A 21,312-nucleotide genomic window follows, 5' to 3' on the forward strand; every position below is an offset into this window, starting at 1 on the left:
TATTAATTTTAAAGTCTAGCTCTTTATTTTATAACCTCTTTTTTGACAACTAATCGCCCTTTTCCATAATTCCTCACTGGACAGGTTATTGTCAATAGCTTGTGCAAGTTCCTCTTTTATCTCCTGCCAAGCATCAGACGATGGCATAGCTTCAGAAACCCCCATAATCTTAGGATGCTCGGTGTCAAAGGCTTTTTCACTATCATTAACCAATGATTCATGGAGTTTTTCCCCTGGACGACAACCAACAATCTTAATAGGAATATCTTTCTCAGGAATAAAACCAGCTAATTCAATCATCCGTTGTGCTAAATCGTAGATTTTTACTGGTTCCCCCATGTCTAAAATTAAAATCTGTCCTGATTTACCCACCGCTAAACTCTGAATAACCAATTGAGAAGCTTCAGGTGTGGTCATAAAGTAACGAGTCATATCTCGATGTGTCACTGTCAACGGACCACCTCTGGCGATTTGCTCTTTAAAAATAGGGACTACACTACCACGACTACCTAAGACATTACCAAAGCGCACAATCAAAAAGCGAGTTTCACTTTTAACTGATAGAGATTTAACCGTTAACTCGGCTAAACGTTTGCTCAATCCCATAAAATTTGTGGAATTCACTGCTTTATCTGTGGAAATCATCACAAACGTTTTAACACCGTATTCAGCCGCTAATTGTGCTAGATTACCCGTGCCAAACACATTGTTTTCCAGGGATTCGGTGGGATTTTCCTGCATCAAAGGAACGTGCTTATGAGCGGCGGCATGAAAAACTAATTCTGGTTGCCAGATTCTAAAAACTGTATCCATCCGTTGTTTATGGCGAATATCGGCAATAATTGTTACCGTGTCCAACTCAGGAAAAAGACGACCTAACTCCTGTTTAATTTTAAAAATACTATTTTCACCCCTTCCCAACAGTAGTAGGGTTTTGGGCTTTAATCGAGCCAGTTGACGGCAAATCTCGGAGCCAATAGTTCCTCCTGCTCCTGTGACTAAAACACGACTTTCAAAAACCTGTTCGTAAGCAGAGGGAAATTGACCGTTAAATTCTTCCCTAAAATCGAGAATAACCTCCGGTCTTCCTAGAATATCTTGGATTTGAATGTCTCTTACTTGATTAGTGAACGGTGTATCCGTTAATATCTCTGGTCTTCCAGGTAGCACTTTTAGTTTAAAAGGCATTCCTTGGGTAGCTTCAACGATATTACAAATCTTCTCATTGCTGGCAGAAGGCATGGCAACAATAACTTCTTCAATCTGGTAAGCTTCGGCTAACTTGTTAATCTCAGAAATCTTGCCTAAAACCTTAATTCCTTCAATTTTTCTGCCAATTTTGCTGCTATCGTCATCGAGAAATCCCATCACAGTTAACGGAGAATAAGGGTTTAGTTGTATTTCCTGGACAATTTTAGAACCAGAATATCCAGCACCAATCACCAGAACCCGACGTTTTTTGCTGGAACTTTGATAAGGACTGACTGTCAATTTTTGTTTGTACCATCGCCTAGCAAGTCTTAAACCGGCCATTGCCAATAAACAAAGACTCCAATCAATCACGGCAACACCCAAAGGTATGCCAACAAAAGAAAGATAAATTTGAGGAATAATAAGGCGAGTGATGATAAAAATAGAGACTGAATAAACTGTTACCGAATACAACAGTCTTATACCATCTTTTAATCCAAATAAACGCCAAATTTGTTGATATAAACCAAAAACTGTCTGGGTTCCAAGACGACCGATAATAGCAATCCCAGGAAGTATGATGGCTAAACTTTCATGGGTGGGGGCTACATCTCCCTCAAAGCGGATTAAATAAGCCAAATAACAGGATAAAAAAGCAACAGCACCATCTAAAAAAAATTGACCTAGCCGATATATATGTTTACTCATAAGCGGGCGGTGTTAAATGTGTCAGTTAAATACTTTTCATAACAACATAATTTGGGTACTTTGTCTATCTAATTGATGAATTTTTCTAAGTTAAAATTTGGACAATGATCAACAATATTAACGGAAAAATACACCAAAAGGCAGTAAACTTCCAAGAGGTCGGAGAAATTCGCTGAAACCATCAGAAAAGCTGGTTATAGCAGAGCGACGCACTATTATTGCATCTCCATCGGATAAAGTGGGGTTACTCTCTGGATTAATCCCCTTAGTAAAATCCAATTCAATATTTCGTTTGGAGACGCTACCGTTAGGATTAAGACGGATCAGGTCTACTGAAACAGTGTTAGCCCGACGATTATCAAACCCCCCTGTGGACAGTAAAACCTGATTGAGAGGGCTTTCTGGTAAAACTTCAACAGTGCCGGGATTTTGTACTTCTCCAGCTATGGTAACCCTAATTTTCTCGGGGGCAAAACTGGCTCGTCTGATGGTGGGAGTTTCACTGGGATCAATGATGATTGCTTCAGCAACGGTGATAGTATCTCCGTCTTGCAAAATAAGATCGCTTTGGGCATTACCTTCTTGTAAGAGTTCCCATAAATTAACTTCGAGAATGTTCTCTTGTCCAGAGCGAGTTTGACGACGCAGTGTCACCCGACGAATATCAGCTAAAGGCGTAATCCCTCCTGCTTCTTCTAAAGCTTGGGTGAGAGTCGGTAGGGCAATGGTACGGTTGATGATAGCTGCTTGTTGACCAAGAAGGTGTGTTCCTGGACGACGCACTTGCCCCACTACATTGACTCGTACAGGTCTATTGACATCAACAGTTAAACTAGATGAGGCCAACTGGCGCACTTCTTCTGGTCTAATTTCGTCCGTGCTAGGAATAATAATAGAGTCTCCATCTTGCAGCAGAAGATTTTGAGTTAAATCTCCCGAAGTAAAAAGCTCCCATAAGTTAAGGTGAAATAACTGTTGTTTTCCCCGAATAGAACGACGAAGTTTAACCTGTCGCACACTAGCGGAACGGGTAATACCTCCTGCCAGTTGAATAATATCGTTGACAGTAGGTAGCTGAATCAGAGAATTGGGATTATTACTAGGTTCTAGGGTATAGGAGCCAGGTTTGACCACTTCCCCTGCGATCGCAATGGTAAAGGGACGATAGGCGATCATGTTGACGGTAATTTCTGGTTCTACTACATAACGACTATAAAGACCAGTAATCAAGTTGTCTAATTTTTCAATGGTTAGTCCTTGAACATCCACTATCCCAATCACAGGTAAGTTGAGCGTCCCATCGATTCCCACTTGATATTCACTACTATATTCTGGTACATCCAGTACATCCAATTTTAGGCGATCGCCAGGACGTAAGGTATAAGTCGGGGTGGTAGGAGTAACTTGGGCTGGTAATTTTGGGGACAACATCAGCAACAACACCAGAGATATTGCCGAAATCATCCCTTTTTTCCTTTTCATAATTTTTATCAAAAATAGTGATCAACGAATTAATTGCTTAAAGTTTGTGAGAATACTGCTGATATTGTTTGTAATAACCATAAGTTTTCAGTGTATATTGTTTAGCCCCATTAGCAACTACACCCAACAAAGGCAATTGCGCTAATTTTATTTCTCCTAAAGCCTCTTTGACCACATCTTTCATGGTTTTGTCTAAGCGTACCACTAATAATAAACCATCTGTATTTTGGCTCACCAGTTTAGCATCGGGAAGCCCCACCAAAGGAGGGCAATCAACAATTACTAAATCAAACTTTTCTTTCCATTGCTCCATTAATTGAGCAAATTTTTCTGATCTTAATAAGGCCGGGGCATTCTTAGATTGAGGATTTCCCCCGATAATATGAAGGTTTTCGTTTAAAGGAGAAACTTCTATTGCTTGTTCAGGAGTGATTTGATTATTCAAAATATCTTCTAAACTATATTCACTAGAGACCCTGAAATGTTGATTATTTTGTACTTGAGGTCTACGAAGATCACCCTCTACTAATAGCACTTTTTGTCCAATTTTTGCTGCGGTTTCCGCTAGATAAGCAGCAATTACTGACTTTCCTTCTCCTGGTATTGCCGAACTAACTGTTAGAGATTTGAAATTTTTGTTAGCATTAGTCACAAAAATATTAGTGTGCAGAAAGGAAAATGCTTCCAGAAACATCGAATAATTGGGATCATTGTGCAACAACATTCTCTCTGTACTGCGCGGATCGTATTTGAGTGCAGGAATGGTTCCCAATAAAGGTAATCTTGTTTCTTCTCTAAGCTCATCAGCAGAATGAAAACTATCAATAATTTTATCTGCTAAGAGGCCAGCACCAACCCCTAACATTAAACCAGCAAATACACCCAGAATAGACATTTTCAGGGGACTAGAAATGGGTTCTTCTGGGGTTCTAATTTCTGATACCAAAGTCCAGGGATTGATAGTTTTAGCTACTTCTAACTCAAGTTCTTGTTGGGTGGCTAAATAACGGGTTAAGTTGGTATTAGCGATTTCTAATTTTCTGCTTAAATCAACATATTCACGAATAATCTCGGCTAAGTTATCTATCTCTTGACGCATTGTCATTTCTGTGTTCATCAACTCCCTTTGTCTAACTTGTTGCTCTCGAATCATGGTTTCGGTTTTGAGCAACTCACCCAAAATTTCTAAGCGAATGGTGTTAGGAGAGGCAAGACTCGTTACATCAGTGGATATATCCTGGGGGACATTACCTAATACTATCCTCGCTTCTTCTGCGATTAAAGGTAGAAGATTACGACGTTCTTGATTTAATTTTCTGATAGCGGGATTGTCTCCCGTAAAACGAGTGGTTTCTGTGGCCAGTTTTGTATCTATTTCCCGTAATTTCTCCAATAAACTCATGTAACGAGGAGATTCACTCAAAGCAGCTAATACACGAGCCTGTTTTTTCTCCATCCCTAATTGTTGCTGTAAATTCCCGTAGCGAATTTTTGCTTGATAGAGTTGAGCTTGATTTTCTTGTTGTTTTTCCAAGAGTTTGGTTAAATTACTCGTCAGCAGACGACTTTGAGATTCGGGATCAACAATGTTGTGCCTTTGGCGAAATCTTTTTAATTCTCCTTCGAGTTGAGATACTCTACCTTGTAATTCTGGTAATTGCTGTTCAACAAATTTTAACCCTTGAGTCTGTTTATTTTGAGGAGCTTGTTGAGAATGTTCTAGATAAGTTTCCGCTAATTCATTGAGAACAAACTTGACTTTTTCTGGATCTTCATCTTTATAACTAATTTGAATAATATTAGTGTCTTTGGGGTTATTAATTCTTAAATAATCTTCTACAAAATCTTCATATTTTATAATATCTTCTTCTGTTTCTGGAGGATACTTTTCTTGAATTCTCTCTAAGACAGTAGAAACAAGCTGATAGCCATAAAGGACTTGTATTTGTGTTAAAACATAGCTTTCATCTGGTGCAGAAAGTCCCCCAAGATTCGCTATTGCAGAATTTAGTCCAGGTATTGCTGGGGTTTCCGAGGGTACTTCTATCAATAATTTAAACGATTCTTCATAAACAGGAGGTTTAATCCAAGCATAGGCGATCGCACTACCACTAACTGCTAAAAAAACGCTTCCTATTAACCAAACTCGACGGCGGAACCAACACTTCATTTGTGTCCAAGATAAAGAAATTTCTTGATCATCCTCTTTGGCTACATAAGAAATAATATTTTGATGTGGCTCCGGCTGATTCCCATTTGCTTTTAAAGAGTTTATGGTATTTCTTATACTCATTTTTGATAGTGTACCTCTAATTTTTATTTTGAGATAATTAAATAGTTAGGGAAAATAAGCTACGACTTCGCAATTTTAACACAGAGCGTAATGATCGGGCTTTTTGTAAGCATTCAGCCATCAGCATTGAGTGTTCAACGTTTGAATGAAGTCGGTCAGAGTTAGTTTTAAGGTGATTATCGAAAGAACCAAATAGTTCAAGGTTTAGGGTTTTTTGCAAGAACAAGCTCTTATTACCTAAAGTTCAAATCGATTATGTGTAAGAGCTTCATCTCTCACCTGGGCTTTCCTTTTTGGGCTGGTGCTATCATAGTTACCTAAATCAGTTTAATGACAGTTAAGTATACTATAAGACTATGTTGCTCAAAAAAATGATTCGTGAGGATGAACGGGCGATGTTAATTAGGTTATTAATTCTTTATGCTCCAATTATTGGGATTTTCGCCTCATTTGACTCTATGGCGATCGCACAAAATACCAAAGATGATCAAGGGTTAATGTTACCCCATCTCTTACCACCCCTTGCTCCTATTAGTTCCCCAAAAAGTCCCCCCAAAAGTAGGTTTGACCAAAAACTTTCTAGAGAGGAAAGGATTGAATTATTGACCCCATGCTGTCTTGATGATGAGCAGCCTATCATAACAGAAAATACTAGCAAAACTGACATAGAAGAAGTCTCTGAAAATAAACCCCCAGAAACTGAGCTTTCTAGCACAACTGATATAGAAGAAATATCTGAAGATAAACCCCCAGAAACTGAGCTTTCTAGCACAACTGATATAGAAGAAATATCTGAAGATAAACCCCCGGAAACTGAGGTATCCACAAATGTTTCGGCCATGAATATGTTTTTAGGACAACCGACAGCTAAACACTTAAGTACAGGAGATGTAATCATTAATTTTACTAATCGTTTCTTTTCTGAGTCGGGTTCGGGAGTTGGTGAAGAAACGGCAGCTTATCCCAATCTAGGTTTCAGTTGGGGGATTACGGATGAGTTAGAATTGAGCTTTGAAGCACAGATTGTAGATAGTGGTGGGCCAGGTCGTCAAGGTCCGTTTCAAGCTAGTAGAAAATCTCAGGCCAATACAGATTTTGCCCTGGAAGTCAAGCAAAGACTCTGGCAATATTATGATCAAACCCTTTCTTGGAGCGGCGTTTTCTCAATCTCGGCTGGAGAAAGAGGTTTTCGATTTTCTCGAGTAGGCGAAATTATTGAAGGAGAAGGGGGTAAAGTAACACCGGCTCTACAATTCCCCTTTACGGCTATTTTGGATAATTGGGAATTGACTTTATCCCCCACTGTAGCGTTTTTTAATCAAGGTAATGCGGTACATTTACATCGTGCGCCTATTGAAAATCCAGGTTCGTTTGGTACTACCTTTGGCTTAGCAGGAGGTGTTTCTTATACTATCAATCCAAGATTAACTATTTGGGGGGATGCCTTTGTTCCTGCCACGGGGAATAATAGTATTAATCGTGACTCAGGAAGAACAGCTAAAACGATCGCTTACAATGGGGGACTACGTTACAAGGTTAATCCTCGTCTTTCCGTAGATATCTTTGGCTCCAATGCTCTAGGTTCTGTCGGACCCCTATCATTAACGGCAGATCGAGAGTTAATGGCCTTTGGGACTAAAGTTACTTTCATGCCTAATTGGTTTGAGGGAAATCTGCGTTATCCTGATAGTTTTTCGGGGGATTTTGGGATTGATTCTCCTGTAACTGAGGATGGACTGAACTTTTTTGATGGGGGAACTGTTCCTATGAATCGTTTTGTTCTGGATCTCAAAGGGGGTAGTCAAGGATTTCTTTCTGCTTTTCGTTATGGTCTGTTTAAAGACCTAGAATTAGGGATTTTTCTCGATTATATTAGGGGTCGAGTAGATGAATCAGAACAGGGATTAAGTGCAAAACTGAGATTATTAAATCAAGAGCAAGGTGATCCGCTCACGGGAAGTGTAGGGATCACTGTTGGTATGACCAATGAACCTTTTATCAATTTCTTCACCGATAATAGTAACGAGTTTTTTGAGCGAGGTTTACCCAAAAGTGTGCCTTGGATAGCAGATGAGGATAGTCTGGAAACAGGAAAATTATTAATTGCTACGGTTTCTATTCCTTTACATTACCAGTTTGAACAAGGTTTAGCTTTATGGTTTACTCCAACTATTGGTTATGTGCAAAGAAGTGACAATGATATTGAGTTGGCAGGTTTTAATGTCGGGACATCAGTTCCTGTTATTGGGGATTGGAGTTTAGTGGGAGAAGTAGGGGCTAATCTTACGGAAAATGGTAATGGGTTTCGTGGGGCTTTTCGTCGTGATTCTATTCCTTGGACTTTTGCAGTCCGTTGGAATCCGGGCAAGTTGTTAGGTTATTCTACAGATAATCAACTGGGCTATCCTCATCTAGATTTGTATATCACTAATCGTGTTGGTTTCTCTTCTTGGCAACAACTAAGAGTCCGTAATCAAAATCGTACGGCGGTTGGGGTTGGTTTACGATTTCCTTTTTAGGTAATTTTCTATGAACTCTTTTATTAAAAGTTGGATATCAGATCAAATAATATTGACTTGAAAGAAACAATAAACTACACACTTCTTCATCGGTGCTTTGGGAAAAGTCATCGTACCAAAAACTAATAGAATGGAGATTTTCTGGAGTTTTCAAACAGATTAATTGATCTACTTCATGACTTAATTCTTGACAAATAGAAGGAGGTGCAACGGGAACAGCAACAATAATATGTTTGGCCTGTTGTTTTTTAATAATAGCGATCGCTGCTTTGATAGTTGCTCCCGTAGCAATACCATCATCTACTAAAATAACTGTCTGATTATAAATTTTGGGAAAGGGTTGCTCACCCCGATAAACTTGTTCTCGACGCTGTAATTCCAGTTGTTCTTTTTGGGTAACTTCTTCTATAATTTGAGGTGATATTTTCCGCCATTCAATGACATCTATATTAAGAATTTTTACCCCTCCTAATGCGATCGCCCCCATTGCTAGTTCTGGATGCTCAGGAATTCCTAATTTTCTCACTAAACAAATATCTAGGGGAAGATGCAATTTTTTAGCAATACCATAAGCAACGGGAACCCCACCTCTGGGTAAGGCTAATACTACAGTATTATCTTGATTTTGATAGGGTTGTAATTTTTCTGCTAATTGTTGTCCGGCTTGTATACGATTATTAAAAGGACTATTCATGGTATTTCTCTCCTATACTACGTTTTTCCCTAAATAATTTTTGTGGCGTTTAATTAGGATAAAAACTTATTCATTCCATCTATTATAACATTTTTATCTAGTATAATGCGTCTAAATATTACAAAATATCAACTTTTTGAAAAATAGGTGTTTATCATCAATGCGATCGCCTCAAATATGGCAAGTTATTCTTATTTTAACTATTGGTATTTTATCGGTTTCTTCCACAGCAATTTTTATCCGTCTTGCTTTGCAAGCTTCGGGAAAAGTAGGATTAGAGTTTAGTCTTTTTTTAGCAGCTTCTCGTTTAATTATTGCTTCTTTAGTTTTGCTTCCTGCTTGGCGAAATGTTGTTAAACATAAAGTAACAATTAAGGCCTATTATTATGCTATTGGTTCGGGTTTTTCTTTAGCATTACATTTTGTTTGTTGGATTACTTCTTTATCCTTTACTTCTATTGCTGCTTCCACAACTTTAGTTACCACAAATCCGATTTGGGTGGCTCTTTTATCTTGGTTTTTGTTTAAAGAAAAGCTAAAAAAAGTAACAATTTTAGGAATTATTATTGCTTTATTGGGTGGAATTTTTATCGCTTTAGGTGGTAGTGATATTAACAATTTGTATAGCCAACCCATGTTAGGCAATATTTTAGCTTTGATGGGAGCTTTTTTTGTTAGTTTCTATTTAATTTTTGGCAAGATATCACAACAAGAAGGTTTAAAAATTAGTAGTTACAGTGTCATTGTTTATACAACGGCTGCCATGCTGCTTTTTCCCTTACCTTTTATCTTTGGTGATGGTTATACTAATTATCCTAATTATGTTTATTTTTATGTACTTCTAATGGCGATTTTTTCCCAATTAATAGGTCATACTAGCATTAATTGGTCAGTGCGTTGGTTGTCTCCTACTTTAGTTACTTTAGGGATTCTATTTGAACCCATTGGTGCCAGTTTTTTGGGCTTTATTCTCTTCCAGGAAATGCCTTCAATGTTAGTATTAATAGGAGCAGTTATTATCTTAATTGGTGTTATTATTGCTGTCATTAGTTCTCAAGTCGAATAAGTATTTTTCTTATTTTTTCCATATACTCACATTCTGCACCTTCAATAATTAGGAAAATAGGGATGACATTAAGCTAAAAAAACTGATTCTACCTTATGGAAAATAGTTGGGTCCAAAACCCAGCCTTTTAAGGGGCATAGTTTTTGAAACGGAGCATAAATCTCTGTTTCAAAAACTACTTCTGACTTCCTTAAGCGATGCTGGCCCCGTCAAGAAGTTTCCTAACTTTTCGGTCATTTCATTTATCATTTAACATTTATCATTTATCATTCGTTTGGAAGTAGGCTTCAAACCTCTCCCAAACTTCTTTCTCCCTAAACGGAGAGACTTGAAACCAAAATGAAAGATGTTCAATGTTCAATGTTTAATGTTTGGTCAAGAGGATGCAATAACTGACTGGGGTTTGGCAAAAATCATGCGACCGGCAGAAGTTTGTAAGGCAGAAGTTACAACAACTGCTAACTCTTCCCCAATGTATTCTTTCCCTTCTTCAACTACTACCATTGTGCCATCTTCGAGATAACCTACCCCTTGAGTTGGTTCTTTCCCTAGTTTGAGAATTTTTAAATCTATGGTATCTCCAGGTAAATAAATGGGACGAATAGCTTGGGCAATATCATTAACATTGAGAATGGTTACTTTTTGTAGATTAGCGACTTTACTTAAGTTATAATCATTGGTTAAAAGAGTTGCGTTGATTTCTTGAGCTAAATGCACTAATTTAGCATCAACTGTAGGGATATCTTCATAGTCGGCAGAATGAATCACAATACGTTTGGGGAAAGATTCCTGCATTCTATTTAAGATATCTAAACCCCTTCGTCCCCTTACTCTTTTTTGATCGTTGCTACCATCGGCCAACTGTTGTAACTCTTGTAGCACAAACTGGGGAATCAAAATTTGTCCTTCGATAAACCCGGTATGCAGCAGTTGTTCAATACGACCATCAATGATACAGCTAGTATCAACAACTTTAGGGGAAGCTGCTTGTAAAGTTCCCTCAGCCACTAACAAAGTTTCAATACTATTAGGGTTGATTAATCGCAAAAAAGTGCGGCCATGAATATCGGCTAAACTGACTCCCATAAAGGAAAACATGACACTACCCAATATAGCGGTCATGGGCTTAATAAAAGCCAATTCTTTGGGAATAGGCAGCAAAAAAATAGGGGCTAACATGAGATTTGCGATCAACAAACCAATCACTAACCCTACTGCCCGTGTCAAAATAACTTCAATGGGGGTGCTACTGATACGGGTTTCTAAACGCCGATAACTGGTTTGAGCAACTAAACCCAGGGCTAACCCCAAAATTGAGGTAAACCCTGCTGCTAACCACCTTAAAGCGTCAATATTGGATATCTGTCGTTGAACTTCCATCGGAAGCAAATCAACGCTATCGAAGCCTACACCAGCGGCTGCTATGATGAATATGAGAATAATAATGGCATCAATCATAGTTTTGATTTTAACCTATAATTTTGCTAGTTGAGAAGAAAAAATGATGATATTTTTCTACTTGATTGAGATGATTTTATCTATTATATCCTTCTTATATAACTAATTATTATTGATTCTTAATACCTTGCTAACCATCTTGCTAAAAATTTGACAACTTTTAAGAACTTTTAAGAATCTATGGACTTTATCATTCCTGTCTCAGCTTATCTTCATATTCCCTTTTGTCGTCGTCGTTGTTATTATTGTGATTTTCCTATCTCTGTTTTAGGAGATAAAACTAATAGCAATACATCGGGTTCAGTGGCAGAATATGTTGAATTTTTATGTGAAGAAATTAAGATTACTCCTAGTTATAATTTCCCGTTAAAAACTGTTTTTTTTGGAGGGGGTACTCCTTCTCTATTGCCTCCCCGTTATTTGGATAAAATTTTAGCAACATTAGAGCAACATTTTGGCATTTGTGCTGATGCAGAAATATCTCTAGAAATGGATCCTGGAACGTTTAGTTTACAACAGTTATCTGACTACAAAAGTTTAGGGGTTAATCGTTTTAGTTTAGGTATTCAATCTTTTAATGACAAGTTACTGGAAAAGTCTGGCCGTTTTCATCGTTACCAAGATATTGAACAGTCTATTAATTTTATTCATCAAAATAATATTAAAAATTTTAGCCTGGACTTAATTTCTGGTCTACCTTACCAAAGTTTAGAAGATTGGCAATCTTCTTTAGAAACAGCCATTAAAATAGAGCCTAATCATATTTCTTGTTATGATTTAGTCCTAGAACCTGTAACTGCTTTTGGGAAACAATATAAACCAGGAAAATTTCCTTTACCGGATGATAATAATACTATGATTATGTATAAGATTGCACAAAAAATATTAAGGGAAGCAGGGTATGAACATTACGAAATTTCTAATTATGCTAAAGAAGGTTATCAATGTCATCATAATCTTGTTTACTGGGAAAATAAGCCTTATTATGGTTTGGGAATGGGGGCAGCAAGTTATACCAATAACCAAAGATTTACTAGACCAAGAACTCGTAAAGATTACTATCAATGGATAGAAAACTTTAAAAACTCAGATTATTCTTTATCTTGTGATTATTTAGAAAAGATTGATATTCTATTGGAAACACTAATGTTAGGATTGCGGTTGAAAAAAGGTGTTGATTTATTACAAATCTCTACATTCTTTGGCAAAGAAATAGTTGAATTGATTTACAAAATACTATTACCGTATCATCAAAAAAAAATAGTTTATTTTAAAGATATAAATGATAATTTTATTACCAATATTACTGATAATAATTGGCAAAATATCAACAGAGTTATGTTCAGTGATCCCGATGGCTTTCTATTATCGAATACTATTTTAGCAGATTTATTTGCTCAGTTAGAATCAACAATTTGATTTTTTTAATAAATTTGAGAATATGTTTTTTAAATGCTTGTTAGCTTAATTTATGAGCATCGAGCAAATTGCATTCATTTTTTGATATTATAAGAGAAAGCCTTATGGACTTATTATCTGAAAGTCAAAGGTATAACCATAAATAATCCTAATAAACTCAGGAGGAACATTACTTTGTTAGACGAAAAAGCAAAAAAAACAATGCTGCTAAAAATTCCCCACGGACTTTATATTTGTGGAGTAAAAGATGGAGATAACCTTAATGGTTTTACTGCTAGTTGGGTAATGCAAGGTTCTTTTAAACCCCCTTTAGTTATTAACTGTGTTAAAAAAGATTCTGGTTCCCACGAAATGCTCAAAAAAAGCGGTGTTTTCTCTCTAAGTTTCTTAGAAGATGGACAAAAAGATTTAGCTGCTAAATTTTTTAAACCTCAAAGTCGTGTGGGGAATAAATTTGAAGATGTGGAATTTTATGAAGGGGAAGAAACAGGATGTCCCATCATCAAAGACTCTTTAGGATATGTAGAATGTCAAGTTGTGGGAGCAGTGGAAAAAGGAGATCATACCGTTTATGTTGGTGAAGTTATTGGTGCAGGAATTCACCGAGAAGGTAAAGCTTTAAACCTAGAAAGTACTGGGTGGCAATATGGGGGATAAGTCTCTACAAACTGAGATTTTACAATTGCAAAAATAGACTTTATTAATCACTCAAAGTAGAACTAAATCATGCCCTTAATTCAAGTAAAAACATCGGTTTCTCCACCAGAATCAACGGTTATTGAATCTTTGCTCACAACTTTATCTGGTAAATTAGCAGGACATTTAGGTAAACCTGAATCTTATGTTATGACTTCCTTTGATGCAGATGTTAAGATGACTTTTGCAGGAACTTTTGACCCCGTTTGTTACCTAGAAATTAAAAGCATTGGTAGCATGAGTCCCTCACAAACTGAAAGCATGAGTAAAGATTTTTGTCAAGTTATTGAAGATAAATTAGGTGTTGCTAAAAATCGCATTTACATCGAATTTGCTGATGCTAAAGGTAGTATGTGGGGATGGAATGGGAGAACATTTTAGTTAGTTTTTCCTCTATAAGTTTAGTGTTGGGTTGAATTGTTTTAACCCAACCTACAAGACTAGGGAGATAGTGAATAAATAAGTGAACAAACAAACATTAAAATTTATTGATTTATTTGCTGGTATTGGTGGCTTTAGATTAGCTTTTGAAAAAGTAGGTTATCAATGTGTTTATTCTTGTGAAATTAATGAACATTGTCGTCAAGTTTATGATAAGAATTTTGGTGAATTACCAGAACATGATATTACGAGAATAGTTGCTGATAATCTTCCTAATTTTGATGTTTTAACGGCTGGTTTTCCTTGTCAACCTTTTAGTATTTGTGGCAAAAGACAAGGATTTAAGGATACAAGAGGAACTTTATTTTTTCATATATGTGAAATTATAGAAGTTAAGAAACCGAAAGTCATTGTTCTTGAGAATGTTAAACATTTAATTCATCATCAACAAGGCAAGACCTTAGAAACAATCATTTATGCTTTAGAAGATTTAGGCTATTTAGTTGATTATAAACTTTTAAATTCTAAAGATTTTGGTGTTCCTCAAAATAGAGAAAGAATTATTATTATTGGAACAATTAATAGAAAATTTAATTTTGGACTTATTCATACTCAAAAAAATGTTCCTAGTATTAGGAATTTTTTAGATAAACAAGGAAATTTTGAATATTTAGAACAGAAAGAATATACATTAATTCAAGAACCTAAAAGACAACTATCAGGTTTAATTTTTATTGGTTATCGTAATAAAAATATATGGAAAAAAGGTATAAGACCTAATACAGAACATCTTTCTAGAGTTCATCGTCAACCTAATAGAATTTACTCAATAGACGGGGTTCATCCTACTATCCCATCTCAAGAAACATCAGGACGTTTCTTTATTTATATTCCTGAAGAAAATGCAGTACGTAAATTGACTTTAAAAGAATGTTATAGAATTATGGGTTTTCCTGATAATTTTATTATTCATCATACTGTTACAGAAGCTTATAAACAAATTGGTAATTCTATTTGTATTCCTTTGTTTAAAGAGGTAGCAATTCAATTAAAAGAGCAAATTTTTAAACAACAAGACCACGATATTGAATATAAACAAAATATTTACAAACTTAACCCAAAAAAACTAAGATTACAATTGGAAATAACAGGCATGACTATTATGAATCATAGAGAGAAATTATTAGAACTATATGACTTATCTCAAAATATTAGTGATATTGAAACACTAATTTCTTCAAATTATATAAATTTTATTAACATTATTGCTAAAAATTGTAAAAAACAAAAAGGTGTTTACACAGTTTTAATAACTTTATTAATTCATAAAATTATTGAGCCAAATCAAGATATTAGATATCATCAAAAAAATTTACCTGGTGGTTTTTCAGGAAGAACAATTGACACTCAATACATTACACCAACCTTGAAAGAATTAGGACTTCCTGCAATGGCGGAAAGTGGATGGTTAACTCGTTCTCTTGAACAACCTTATCCTTATACTCTAGATTATAATGGTAATATTAGTAATAAAAAAGTTAAAGAAGCTTTCTTAAAGTTAATTGATTTTGTAGAAACTTATCCCGATAATACAGAAGTTGTTATTAGAATATTGCTTTCGGAGGTTAGAAAAATAACTGAAGCCAATAAAATTAAAATTATTAAATTAAACAATCCTGAGAAATTTGATATTATTACTGTTGTTAACTGTTTAGACTATCATTTCCATTTTAACTATAAAATTCATGGTGCGTCTAAGTTACCAGTGTTAGCTTTTTATGCAATCTATCAACATTTAATCCAAGAAGTTGAAAGATATAAATCATGTACACTTAATCCATTAGGAAGTCATACTGCATCGGATAGAACATCAAAAACAGCAGGAGATATTGAAATTATAGGAAGCAAGAAAAACTTAATAGAAGCGATTGAAATTAAACATGGTAAACCTATCGATTTACAAATAATTCTTATTGCTAAAGATAAAATTATAAAATTCAATCCTCGTCGTTACTGTATCTTTTCATCTGCTAATATTCAAGCAGAACAATCAAAACTAATTGAAGAAGAAATTAAAAATATAAGAGATACTCACGGCTGCCAAATTATTATTAATGGGATCATTCCTACTTTAAAATACTATCTTAGATTACTAACTTCTGTTGAAAAATTTATTGAAAGCTATTCAAACTTAGTAGAATCTGATCAAGAATTACAAGCAATTCATAAAATAAAATGGAATGAAATCCTATCTCAATTAGAATAATAAATTCTGAATGAGTAATATTTAATAGCCGATATTTTAAGTTGGGTTAAAGAACAAAACCCAACAAAATTAATAAATACTATACTTGATCAAACTTTGGTATTATTTCATTTTCCGATAAACTTTGATCAGAAGTAAAACCCATCAGAACTTGTTCTAAAATAGGGATTAAATGATTAACTTGTTTCAAACGAATTAAAACATCCCATATCGGTTCACATTTTTTCCATGCACCGGCATAAAATAAATGACGTAAACGACTATTCCAGTCAGATTTAACCCAGGCCCCTTGAACAATAGACCGCCAACTATAAAAATCTTGATAAGCTTGCCAATAACCTGATTCTAACGCTTCAGCACTTATTTTTGCTGGTTTATAGACAACATGACGGGTATCATATAAGTCCCAATTATCAGTAATAATGCGATTTTCTGACACCATTCTATTATAAAGTGGAGTGCCTGGATAGGGGGTTAAAATATGAAAAGTTGCTGTTTCTAATCCTTGAGAAATTGCCCAATCTACTGTACGTTGAAAGACAGTTTTATCATCGTTATCCATGCCAAAAACAAAACTAGAATTAACCATCACATTATGGTCATGAAGTCGTTTAATAGCTAAAGAATAATCTCGGTTTAAATTATGATATTTATGTTGTTCTTTGAGATTATTAAAATCCAATGTTTCAAAGCCAACAAATAAACTTCTTAAACCAGATTCTACCGCTTTTTCTAATAATCCTGGTTTTAAAATTGATTCTACTGTAGCAGCAGCTTGCCAAACTCTTCCCATTCCTTTCATTCCTTCAAATAAAGCTGAGGCGAAAGCTTCATTCCCGAATAAATGATCGTCTAAAAAATATAAATGTTTTCCAGGTAATCGGTCAATTTCTGTTAAAGCATCGTCAACTTTTTGGGTATAAAATGACTTTCCAGAACGATAAAAAGCATCTTTATAACAAAAATCACAATGATGAGGACAACCACGAGAAACAACAATAGAGTTAGGTACTAAATATAAATGTCGTTTAATTAAATCTCGACGAACCCGAGGAATATCGACTAAAGAACGCTGTTTAGATTGATAAACTTTTTGAGGATTTCCTGTTCTAAAATCTTGCAAAAATAACGGCCAAGTATCTTCCCCTGGCCCCATAAAAATAGTATCAGCATGATTAGCTGCTTCATCTGGTAAAGCAGTAATGTGCAACCCTCCTAAGACAACATAAGAACCTTTTTGACGGTAATAATCAGCTAATTTATAAGCACGATAAGCCGAGGTTATATAGACTTGTATAATTACTAAATCAGGTTGATCATTTAAGTTTAAAGGTTCAACGTGTTCGTCTTGTAAATAAATGTCATCTGACTCATCAAAAAAACCTGCAATAGATGCTAAACCAAGAGGGGGAAATAAATGATATTTAATCGGTCGCCAAAAAGGGCTTAATGCCTCGGTTAAAGCGGGTAAAATCATTTTTACTTTCATAATTTTTTAACTCCTAATAATCAGCTAACTTCATATTAGGAGATAGGAAAAATATAAATCTCTGACCGTTAACTATCTTTGAATAATTTATTTTATTATGACAAATATTTACTAATTTTAATAATAATTTTCTTGATTTGCTTGTATTTTTCTGATACTCAGAAGATAAGGGAATTCTGCTCAAAATTGAGCTAAACTAGGATGAAGTGATGAAAAGTCCATAGAACTTGAATTGTATGGGCTGATCATTGTTGTAAGAAACTATTGAAATAGATAATAATGATGCACCCTGAATTAGACAACGCACTCCAAGAACGTCGGGCCTTGAAAATTATTAGTGGTTTGACTAATTTTGATGCTGGTAACGTTTCAGCGATCGCAAAAGCGGCCCAAGCAGGAGGAGCAACTTTTGTCGACATTGCGGCCTCTCCTAGTTTAGTCCGTCAGGTTCGTTCCTTGACGAATTTACCCATTTGTGTATCTGCGGTTGAGGCTCAATTATTAGCCGATGCGGTGGAAGCTGGAGCAGATTTAGTCGAAATCGGTAATTTTGACGCTTTTTATGCCCAAGGAAGACGTTTTGAAGCCCCAGAAGTCCTGCAATTAACCGAAAAAACCCGTGCTTTACTCCCTAATACTACTCTTTGTGTCACAGTTCCCCACATCCTACCCTTGGATGAACAGGTAGCATTAGCAGAGAAGTTAGTGGAGGCAGGGGCAAACCTGATTCAAACGGAAGGAGGAACTGGCAGTAATCCTAACCACTCTGGAACTTTGGGATTAATTGAAAAAGCAGCTCCTACTTTAGCAGCTGCCCATAGCATTTCTCGGGCTGTTTCTGTTCCCGTCATCTGTGCTTCGGGACTATCCACTGTCACTGCACCAATGGCTATTACTGCCGGTGCTTCAGGGGTTGGTGTTGGTTCAGCGATTAACAAACTCAATGATGAGGTGGCTATGGTGGCTGCTGTTCGTTCATTGGTAGAGTCTCTACAAAGTTCTGTTAAGGTTAATCTGTGACATCCTCCCACGCTAACTGCTAAGCAGTATAGCGTGGGCTTCCCGACTCACGACGGGATATTTCTGCCCACAGGGGTATGCCCCTACGCCAGTTATCTAGGTTCATAACCCCCGATACCTCGACTTGACAGACGGTTTCCTTTCCTCTGAGTCCCAGAGTAGTAGTTTCTATTCCTCGATTACAGATTTCTTGGGCTGATGCCACGTCACGGTCAGAGCGATAGTGGCATTCAGGACAATCATGAATCCTATCAGACAGAGTTTTTCTGATTTCTGCTCGACAGTTAGGACAAGTTTGGCTAGTACCACGATGGTCAACTAATCGGAAATACTTACCTCGATAAATGTTAAATGATAAATGAAATGACAGATTGAGCAAGAAAAGTCTTTAATTCAGGTTGAACTTGATAATATAGCAATAGACAGGCTAGTTAGGACACATAAATTATATTTTAAGGGAACAGGGAACAGGGAACAGGGAACAGAAAAATGTCCTAATAGCTTTGGCGACTGCTATAAAATAAATGGGCAGTGCAATCACAATCTGATGAGCCAAACTTATTAATAGGAATGCTTGAGTGTTTATCTTTAAGTAGTAATTTAGCCCATTGACATTCTAGTTTAATAGTATCAGTTGAGTAGCAAATTTGAACAGGTGTTAAATGGGGTTTAAGATAATCAAGATGCCAATGTTTTCGTTTATTAATCTGTAGATGTCTGTTAATTCTTGATTTGAGTCCTCCTCGTCCAAAGGCACTACCAATGTAACAATAATAACCAGGGTTTATTTGATAAGTTCCTAGTTTTCCTATGCTTACTGTTGATGACGTTGAACAGGAGAAAACTAAACAATAAGTTCCTGGTTGAGATGGTAATTGTAATGATTTTCCCATAAAAATTAATGAATTATGTTTTTAGTTTATGACTTTATATAATTCCCAAATAGTGACAAAAGCATGATGATCATTATTCCATATATCAGAATTTATCTTGTTATAATAGGACTACCATGATGATGAACTAAATACCATTTTTGTGCCATTTTTCTAAAACTATTTGTTGCCATTGATTCTGCTTCTAATCTTTTTCCTTTATTAACTTGTGTCACTTTTTCAATGAGGACAATATAAGCAATTTCTTGACCTATATCAAGGTTAATAATTTCTGTGTCAATTTCTAAATAATCGGTGTTTTTAAAAATAGTTTCCCAAGAGGAACGAATAACACCCCATCCTTTAAGAAAATTGCCTCCAGGATGAACACAAGTACAACTTGAACCTTGCCACCATATTTGACTCATTGTTTTGATATCTCGTTTCTCAAACGAACGATAAAAAGCGTCATTAATGGTAATTAATTGAGATTTATCATCAGTGGTCATATTATTACTATTCGGTGGTTACTTTGAATAATAATAGTTTATCATTCCTGTCTTAATTAACCATTACTTTCTTAACAAAAACTAATAAGTAACACGCATTTAAACGACGTATTTACAAATTAGTAAACAAACCATCCAACTCTCTCTCCGTAAGTTACTGCGCAGTGTTTTAAATCCCTAATAGCTTAACTTTTTTATGATTTACTAAAGTAAAGCTGCGGATTTTTTATCTAGTAATAAAGTTGCCTGGGAATGTCGTCTTAAAATGGAAGCGGGACAAAGGGGAGAAATTTTACCTTTTAGAGTCTGTCTGATAATCTTTGCTTTTTTTTCTCCTAATGCTAAACAGAGTATTTTTTTTGCTGACATAATAGTAGGAATAGTGACCGTAAAAGCATATTTTGGTACTTTCTCAAGAATGTAAAAATGTCCCTGATTAACTTGTGCAGAACGAGTTTGTGGATCTAATTTAACAATTTTTACTTTATGAGGATCATTAAAGTTGGCAACTTGTGGTTCATTAAATGCTAAATGTCCATTGACTCCAATGCCTAAAAAACACAGATCAACAGGGTATTTGTCGAGTAATTTTGTATAACGATCGCATTCTTCTATTGGTTCTAAGGTATCACCTATTAAGTAATTAAATGATTTAGAATTAATGTTTTTTTCTACCTTTTCGTGGAGATAAAAACGGAAACTAGCTGGATTCTTACTTTCAATTCCTAAGTATTCGTCTAAATGCAATAAATTAATCCTTGACCAATCAATTTTTTGAGCAGCAATAATAAGATCAAGAAATTTTAATTGAGAGTTTCCTGTTGCTAAGAGAATTGTTGCTTCTTCTTGATTTTTTAGGACTTCTTGTATATAAATTTCTACGATTTTAGCAGCAGCGATCGCTAGTTTTTCCTCGCTTTCATAAATCTCAGTCACTAAAGAATCAACGGTGAAAATCTGATTAGATGTCATAATTAATTCATCGCTATTATACTTGAGGTTCAATCTTTTTTTCGGGCATTTCTGGAGCTATTTTCGGCTTTTTGAGAGAATAACCTTGTCTTTCTAAATGTTTGACAAATTCATCAGAATTAACCCCAGAACTGTCAACTTTCTTAGGGTTAGATTTTCGTTCTTTTTTCAATTTAGCTTTACGTCCCATTGCCTCAATTTGTCAAATCAGTTTACCTCCATAAGTCTACTCCATTTAAGTCTTTTATGTTCAGTTAATTAATATCACTTAACACTT

At 35.6% G+C, this 21,312-nt stretch carries 17 protein-coding genes and 1 pseudogene; 7 read left to right on the forward strand and 11 right to left on the reverse strand.

Annotation, left to right across the window (positions count from 1 at the left end):
- Positions 1 to 15 precede the first annotated feature (15 nt).
- The 3 genes from QNJ66_RS00730 to QNJ66_RS00740 all read right to left on the reverse strand — a co-directional run bounded on the left by QNJ66_RS00730 (position 16) and on the right by QNJ66_RS00740 (position 5,674).
- Positions 16 to 1,899 (reverse strand): nucleoside-diphosphate sugar epimerase/dehydratase, encoded by a 1,884-nt coding sequence (locus tag QNJ66_RS00730; RefSeq protein WP_300502023.1) that lies wholly within the window; start codon positions 1,897 to 1,899, stop codon positions 16 to 18.
- 117 nt (positions 1,900 to 2,016) lie between these two features.
- Positions 2,017 to 3,381, reverse strand: a complete 1,365-nt coding sequence (locus tag QNJ66_RS00735; protein WP_300502025.1) for an SLBB domain-containing protein — start codon at positions 3,379 to 3,381, stop codon at positions 2,017 to 2,019.
- Positions 3,382 to 3,418: 37 nt separating this feature from the next.
- Positions 3,419 to 5,674: a polysaccharide biosynthesis tyrosine autokinase gene (locus tag QNJ66_RS00740; protein ID WP_300502027.1), complete on the reverse strand. Its 2,256-nt coding sequence runs from the start codon at positions 5,672 to 5,674 to the stop codon at positions 3,419 to 3,421.
- Positions 5,675 to 6,030: 356 nt separating this feature from the next.
- Between QNJ66_RS00740 and QNJ66_RS00745 the strand changes: the two genes are divergently transcribed.
- Positions 6,031 to 8,193: a hypothetical protein gene (locus tag QNJ66_RS00745; protein ID WP_300502028.1), complete on the forward strand. Its 2,163-nt coding sequence runs from the start codon at positions 6,031 to 6,033 to the stop codon at positions 8,191 to 8,193.
- A gap of 37 nt (positions 8,194 to 8,230) precedes the next feature.
- On the opposite strand, the gene QNJ66_RS00750 is transcribed toward QNJ66_RS00745, so the two are convergent.
- Entirely contained in the window at positions 8,231 to 8,887 is a 657-nt protein-coding gene (locus tag QNJ66_RS00750) for a phosphoribosyltransferase (RefSeq protein ID WP_300502030.1), read from the reverse strand.
- Between the two features lie 160 nt (positions 8,888 to 9,047).
- On the opposite strand from QNJ66_RS00750, the gene QNJ66_RS00755 reads away from it, so the two are divergent.
- A complete protein-coding gene (locus tag QNJ66_RS00755; protein WP_300502210.1) occupies positions 9,048 to 9,953 on the forward strand; it encodes a DMT family transporter in 906 nt (301 codons plus the stop codon).
- Between the two features lie 375 nt (positions 9,954 to 10,328).
- On the opposite strand, the gene QNJ66_RS00760 is transcribed toward QNJ66_RS00755, so the two are convergent.
- Positions 10,329 to 11,411, reverse strand: a complete 1,083-nt coding sequence (locus QNJ66_RS00760; RefSeq protein WP_300502032.1) for a PIN/TRAM domain-containing protein — start codon at positions 11,409 to 11,411, stop codon at positions 10,329 to 10,331.
- Between the two features lie 180 nt (positions 11,412 to 11,591).
- Between QNJ66_RS00760 and hemW the strand changes: the two genes are divergently transcribed.
- The 4 genes from hemW to QNJ66_RS00780 all read left to right on the forward strand — a co-directional run bounded on the left by hemW (position 11,592) and on the right by QNJ66_RS00780 (position 16,173).
- Positions 11,592 to 12,830, forward strand: a complete 1,239-nt coding sequence (gene hemW, locus QNJ66_RS00765; RefSeq protein WP_300502033.1) for a radical SAM family heme chaperone HemW — start codon at positions 11,592 to 11,594, stop codon at positions 12,828 to 12,830.
- 174 nt (positions 12,831 to 13,004) lie between these two features.
- Entirely contained in the window at positions 13,005 to 13,487 is a 483-nt protein-coding gene (locus QNJ66_RS00770; RefSeq protein WP_366146266.1) for a flavin reductase family protein, read from the forward strand.
- Positions 13,488 to 13,556: 69 nt separating this feature from the next.
- On the forward strand, positions 13,557 to 13,907 hold the full coding sequence (locus QNJ66_RS00775; protein ID WP_300502037.1) for a phenylpyruvate tautomerase MIF-related protein: 351 nt from the start codon (positions 13,557 to 13,559) through the stop codon (positions 13,905 to 13,907).
- An 82-nt stretch (positions 13,908 to 13,989) separates the two neighbouring features.
- On the forward strand, positions 13,990 to 16,173 hold the full coding sequence (locus QNJ66_RS00780; RefSeq protein ID WP_300502039.1) for a DNA cytosine methyltransferase: 2,184 nt from the start codon (positions 13,990 to 13,992) through the stop codon (positions 16,171 to 16,173).
- A gap of 79 nt (positions 16,174 to 16,252) precedes the next feature.
- On the opposite strand, the gene QNJ66_RS00785 is transcribed toward QNJ66_RS00780, so the two are convergent.
- Positions 16,253 to 17,662 carry a radical SAM protein gene (locus tag QNJ66_RS00785; RefSeq protein WP_300502040.1) on the reverse strand — a complete coding sequence of 470 codons (1,410 nt, stop codon included), beginning with the start codon at positions 17,660 to 17,662 and terminating at the stop codon, positions 16,253 to 16,255.
- Positions 17,663 to 17,941: 279 nt separating this feature from the next.
- On the opposite strand from QNJ66_RS00785, the gene QNJ66_RS00790 reads away from it, so the two are divergent.
- Positions 17,942 to 18,682, forward strand: a complete 741-nt coding sequence (locus QNJ66_RS00790; RefSeq protein WP_300502041.1) for a DUF561 domain-containing protein — start codon at positions 17,942 to 17,944, stop codon at positions 18,680 to 18,682.
- Between the two features lie 19 nt (positions 18,683 to 18,701).
- On the opposite strand, the pseudogene QNJ66_RS00795 reads toward QNJ66_RS00790, so the two are convergent.
- The 5 genes and pseudogenes from QNJ66_RS00795 to QNJ66_RS00815 form a co-directional block, all read right to left on the reverse strand.
- A pseudogene (locus QNJ66_RS00795) lies at positions 18,702 to 19,022 on the reverse strand (zinc ribbon domain-containing protein); the annotation flags it as partial.
- A 154-nt stretch (positions 19,023 to 19,176) separates the two neighbouring features.
- Positions 19,177 to 19,575, reverse strand: a complete 399-nt coding sequence (locus QNJ66_RS00800; RefSeq protein WP_300502043.1) for a GIY-YIG nuclease family protein — start codon at positions 19,573 to 19,575, stop codon at positions 19,177 to 19,179.
- A gap of 92 nt (positions 19,576 to 19,667) precedes the next feature.
- Positions 19,668 to 20,063 (reverse strand): nuclear transport factor 2 family protein, encoded by a 396-nt coding sequence (locus tag QNJ66_RS00805; RefSeq protein ID WP_300502046.1) that lies wholly within the window; start codon positions 20,061 to 20,063, stop codon positions 19,668 to 19,670.
- A 204-nt stretch (positions 20,064 to 20,267) separates the two neighbouring features.
- A complete protein-coding gene (locus tag QNJ66_RS00810; RefSeq protein ID WP_300502049.1) occupies positions 20,268 to 21,035 on the reverse strand; it encodes a glucosamine-6-phosphate deaminase in 768 nt (255 codons plus the stop codon).
- 16 nt (positions 21,036 to 21,051) lie between these two features.
- Complete coding sequence (locus QNJ66_RS00815) at positions 21,052 to 21,225, reverse strand: hypothetical protein (protein ID WP_300502052.1); 174 nt, start codon at positions 21,223 to 21,225, stop codon at positions 21,052 to 21,054.
- Between the last annotated feature and the right edge of the window lie 87 nt (positions 21,226 to 21,312).

Origin of the sequence: Crocosphaera sp. (genome assembly GCF_030064895.1) — a bacterium.
Lineage (GTDB): Bacteria > Cyanobacteriota > Cyanobacteriia > Cyanobacteriales > Microcystaceae > Crocosphaera.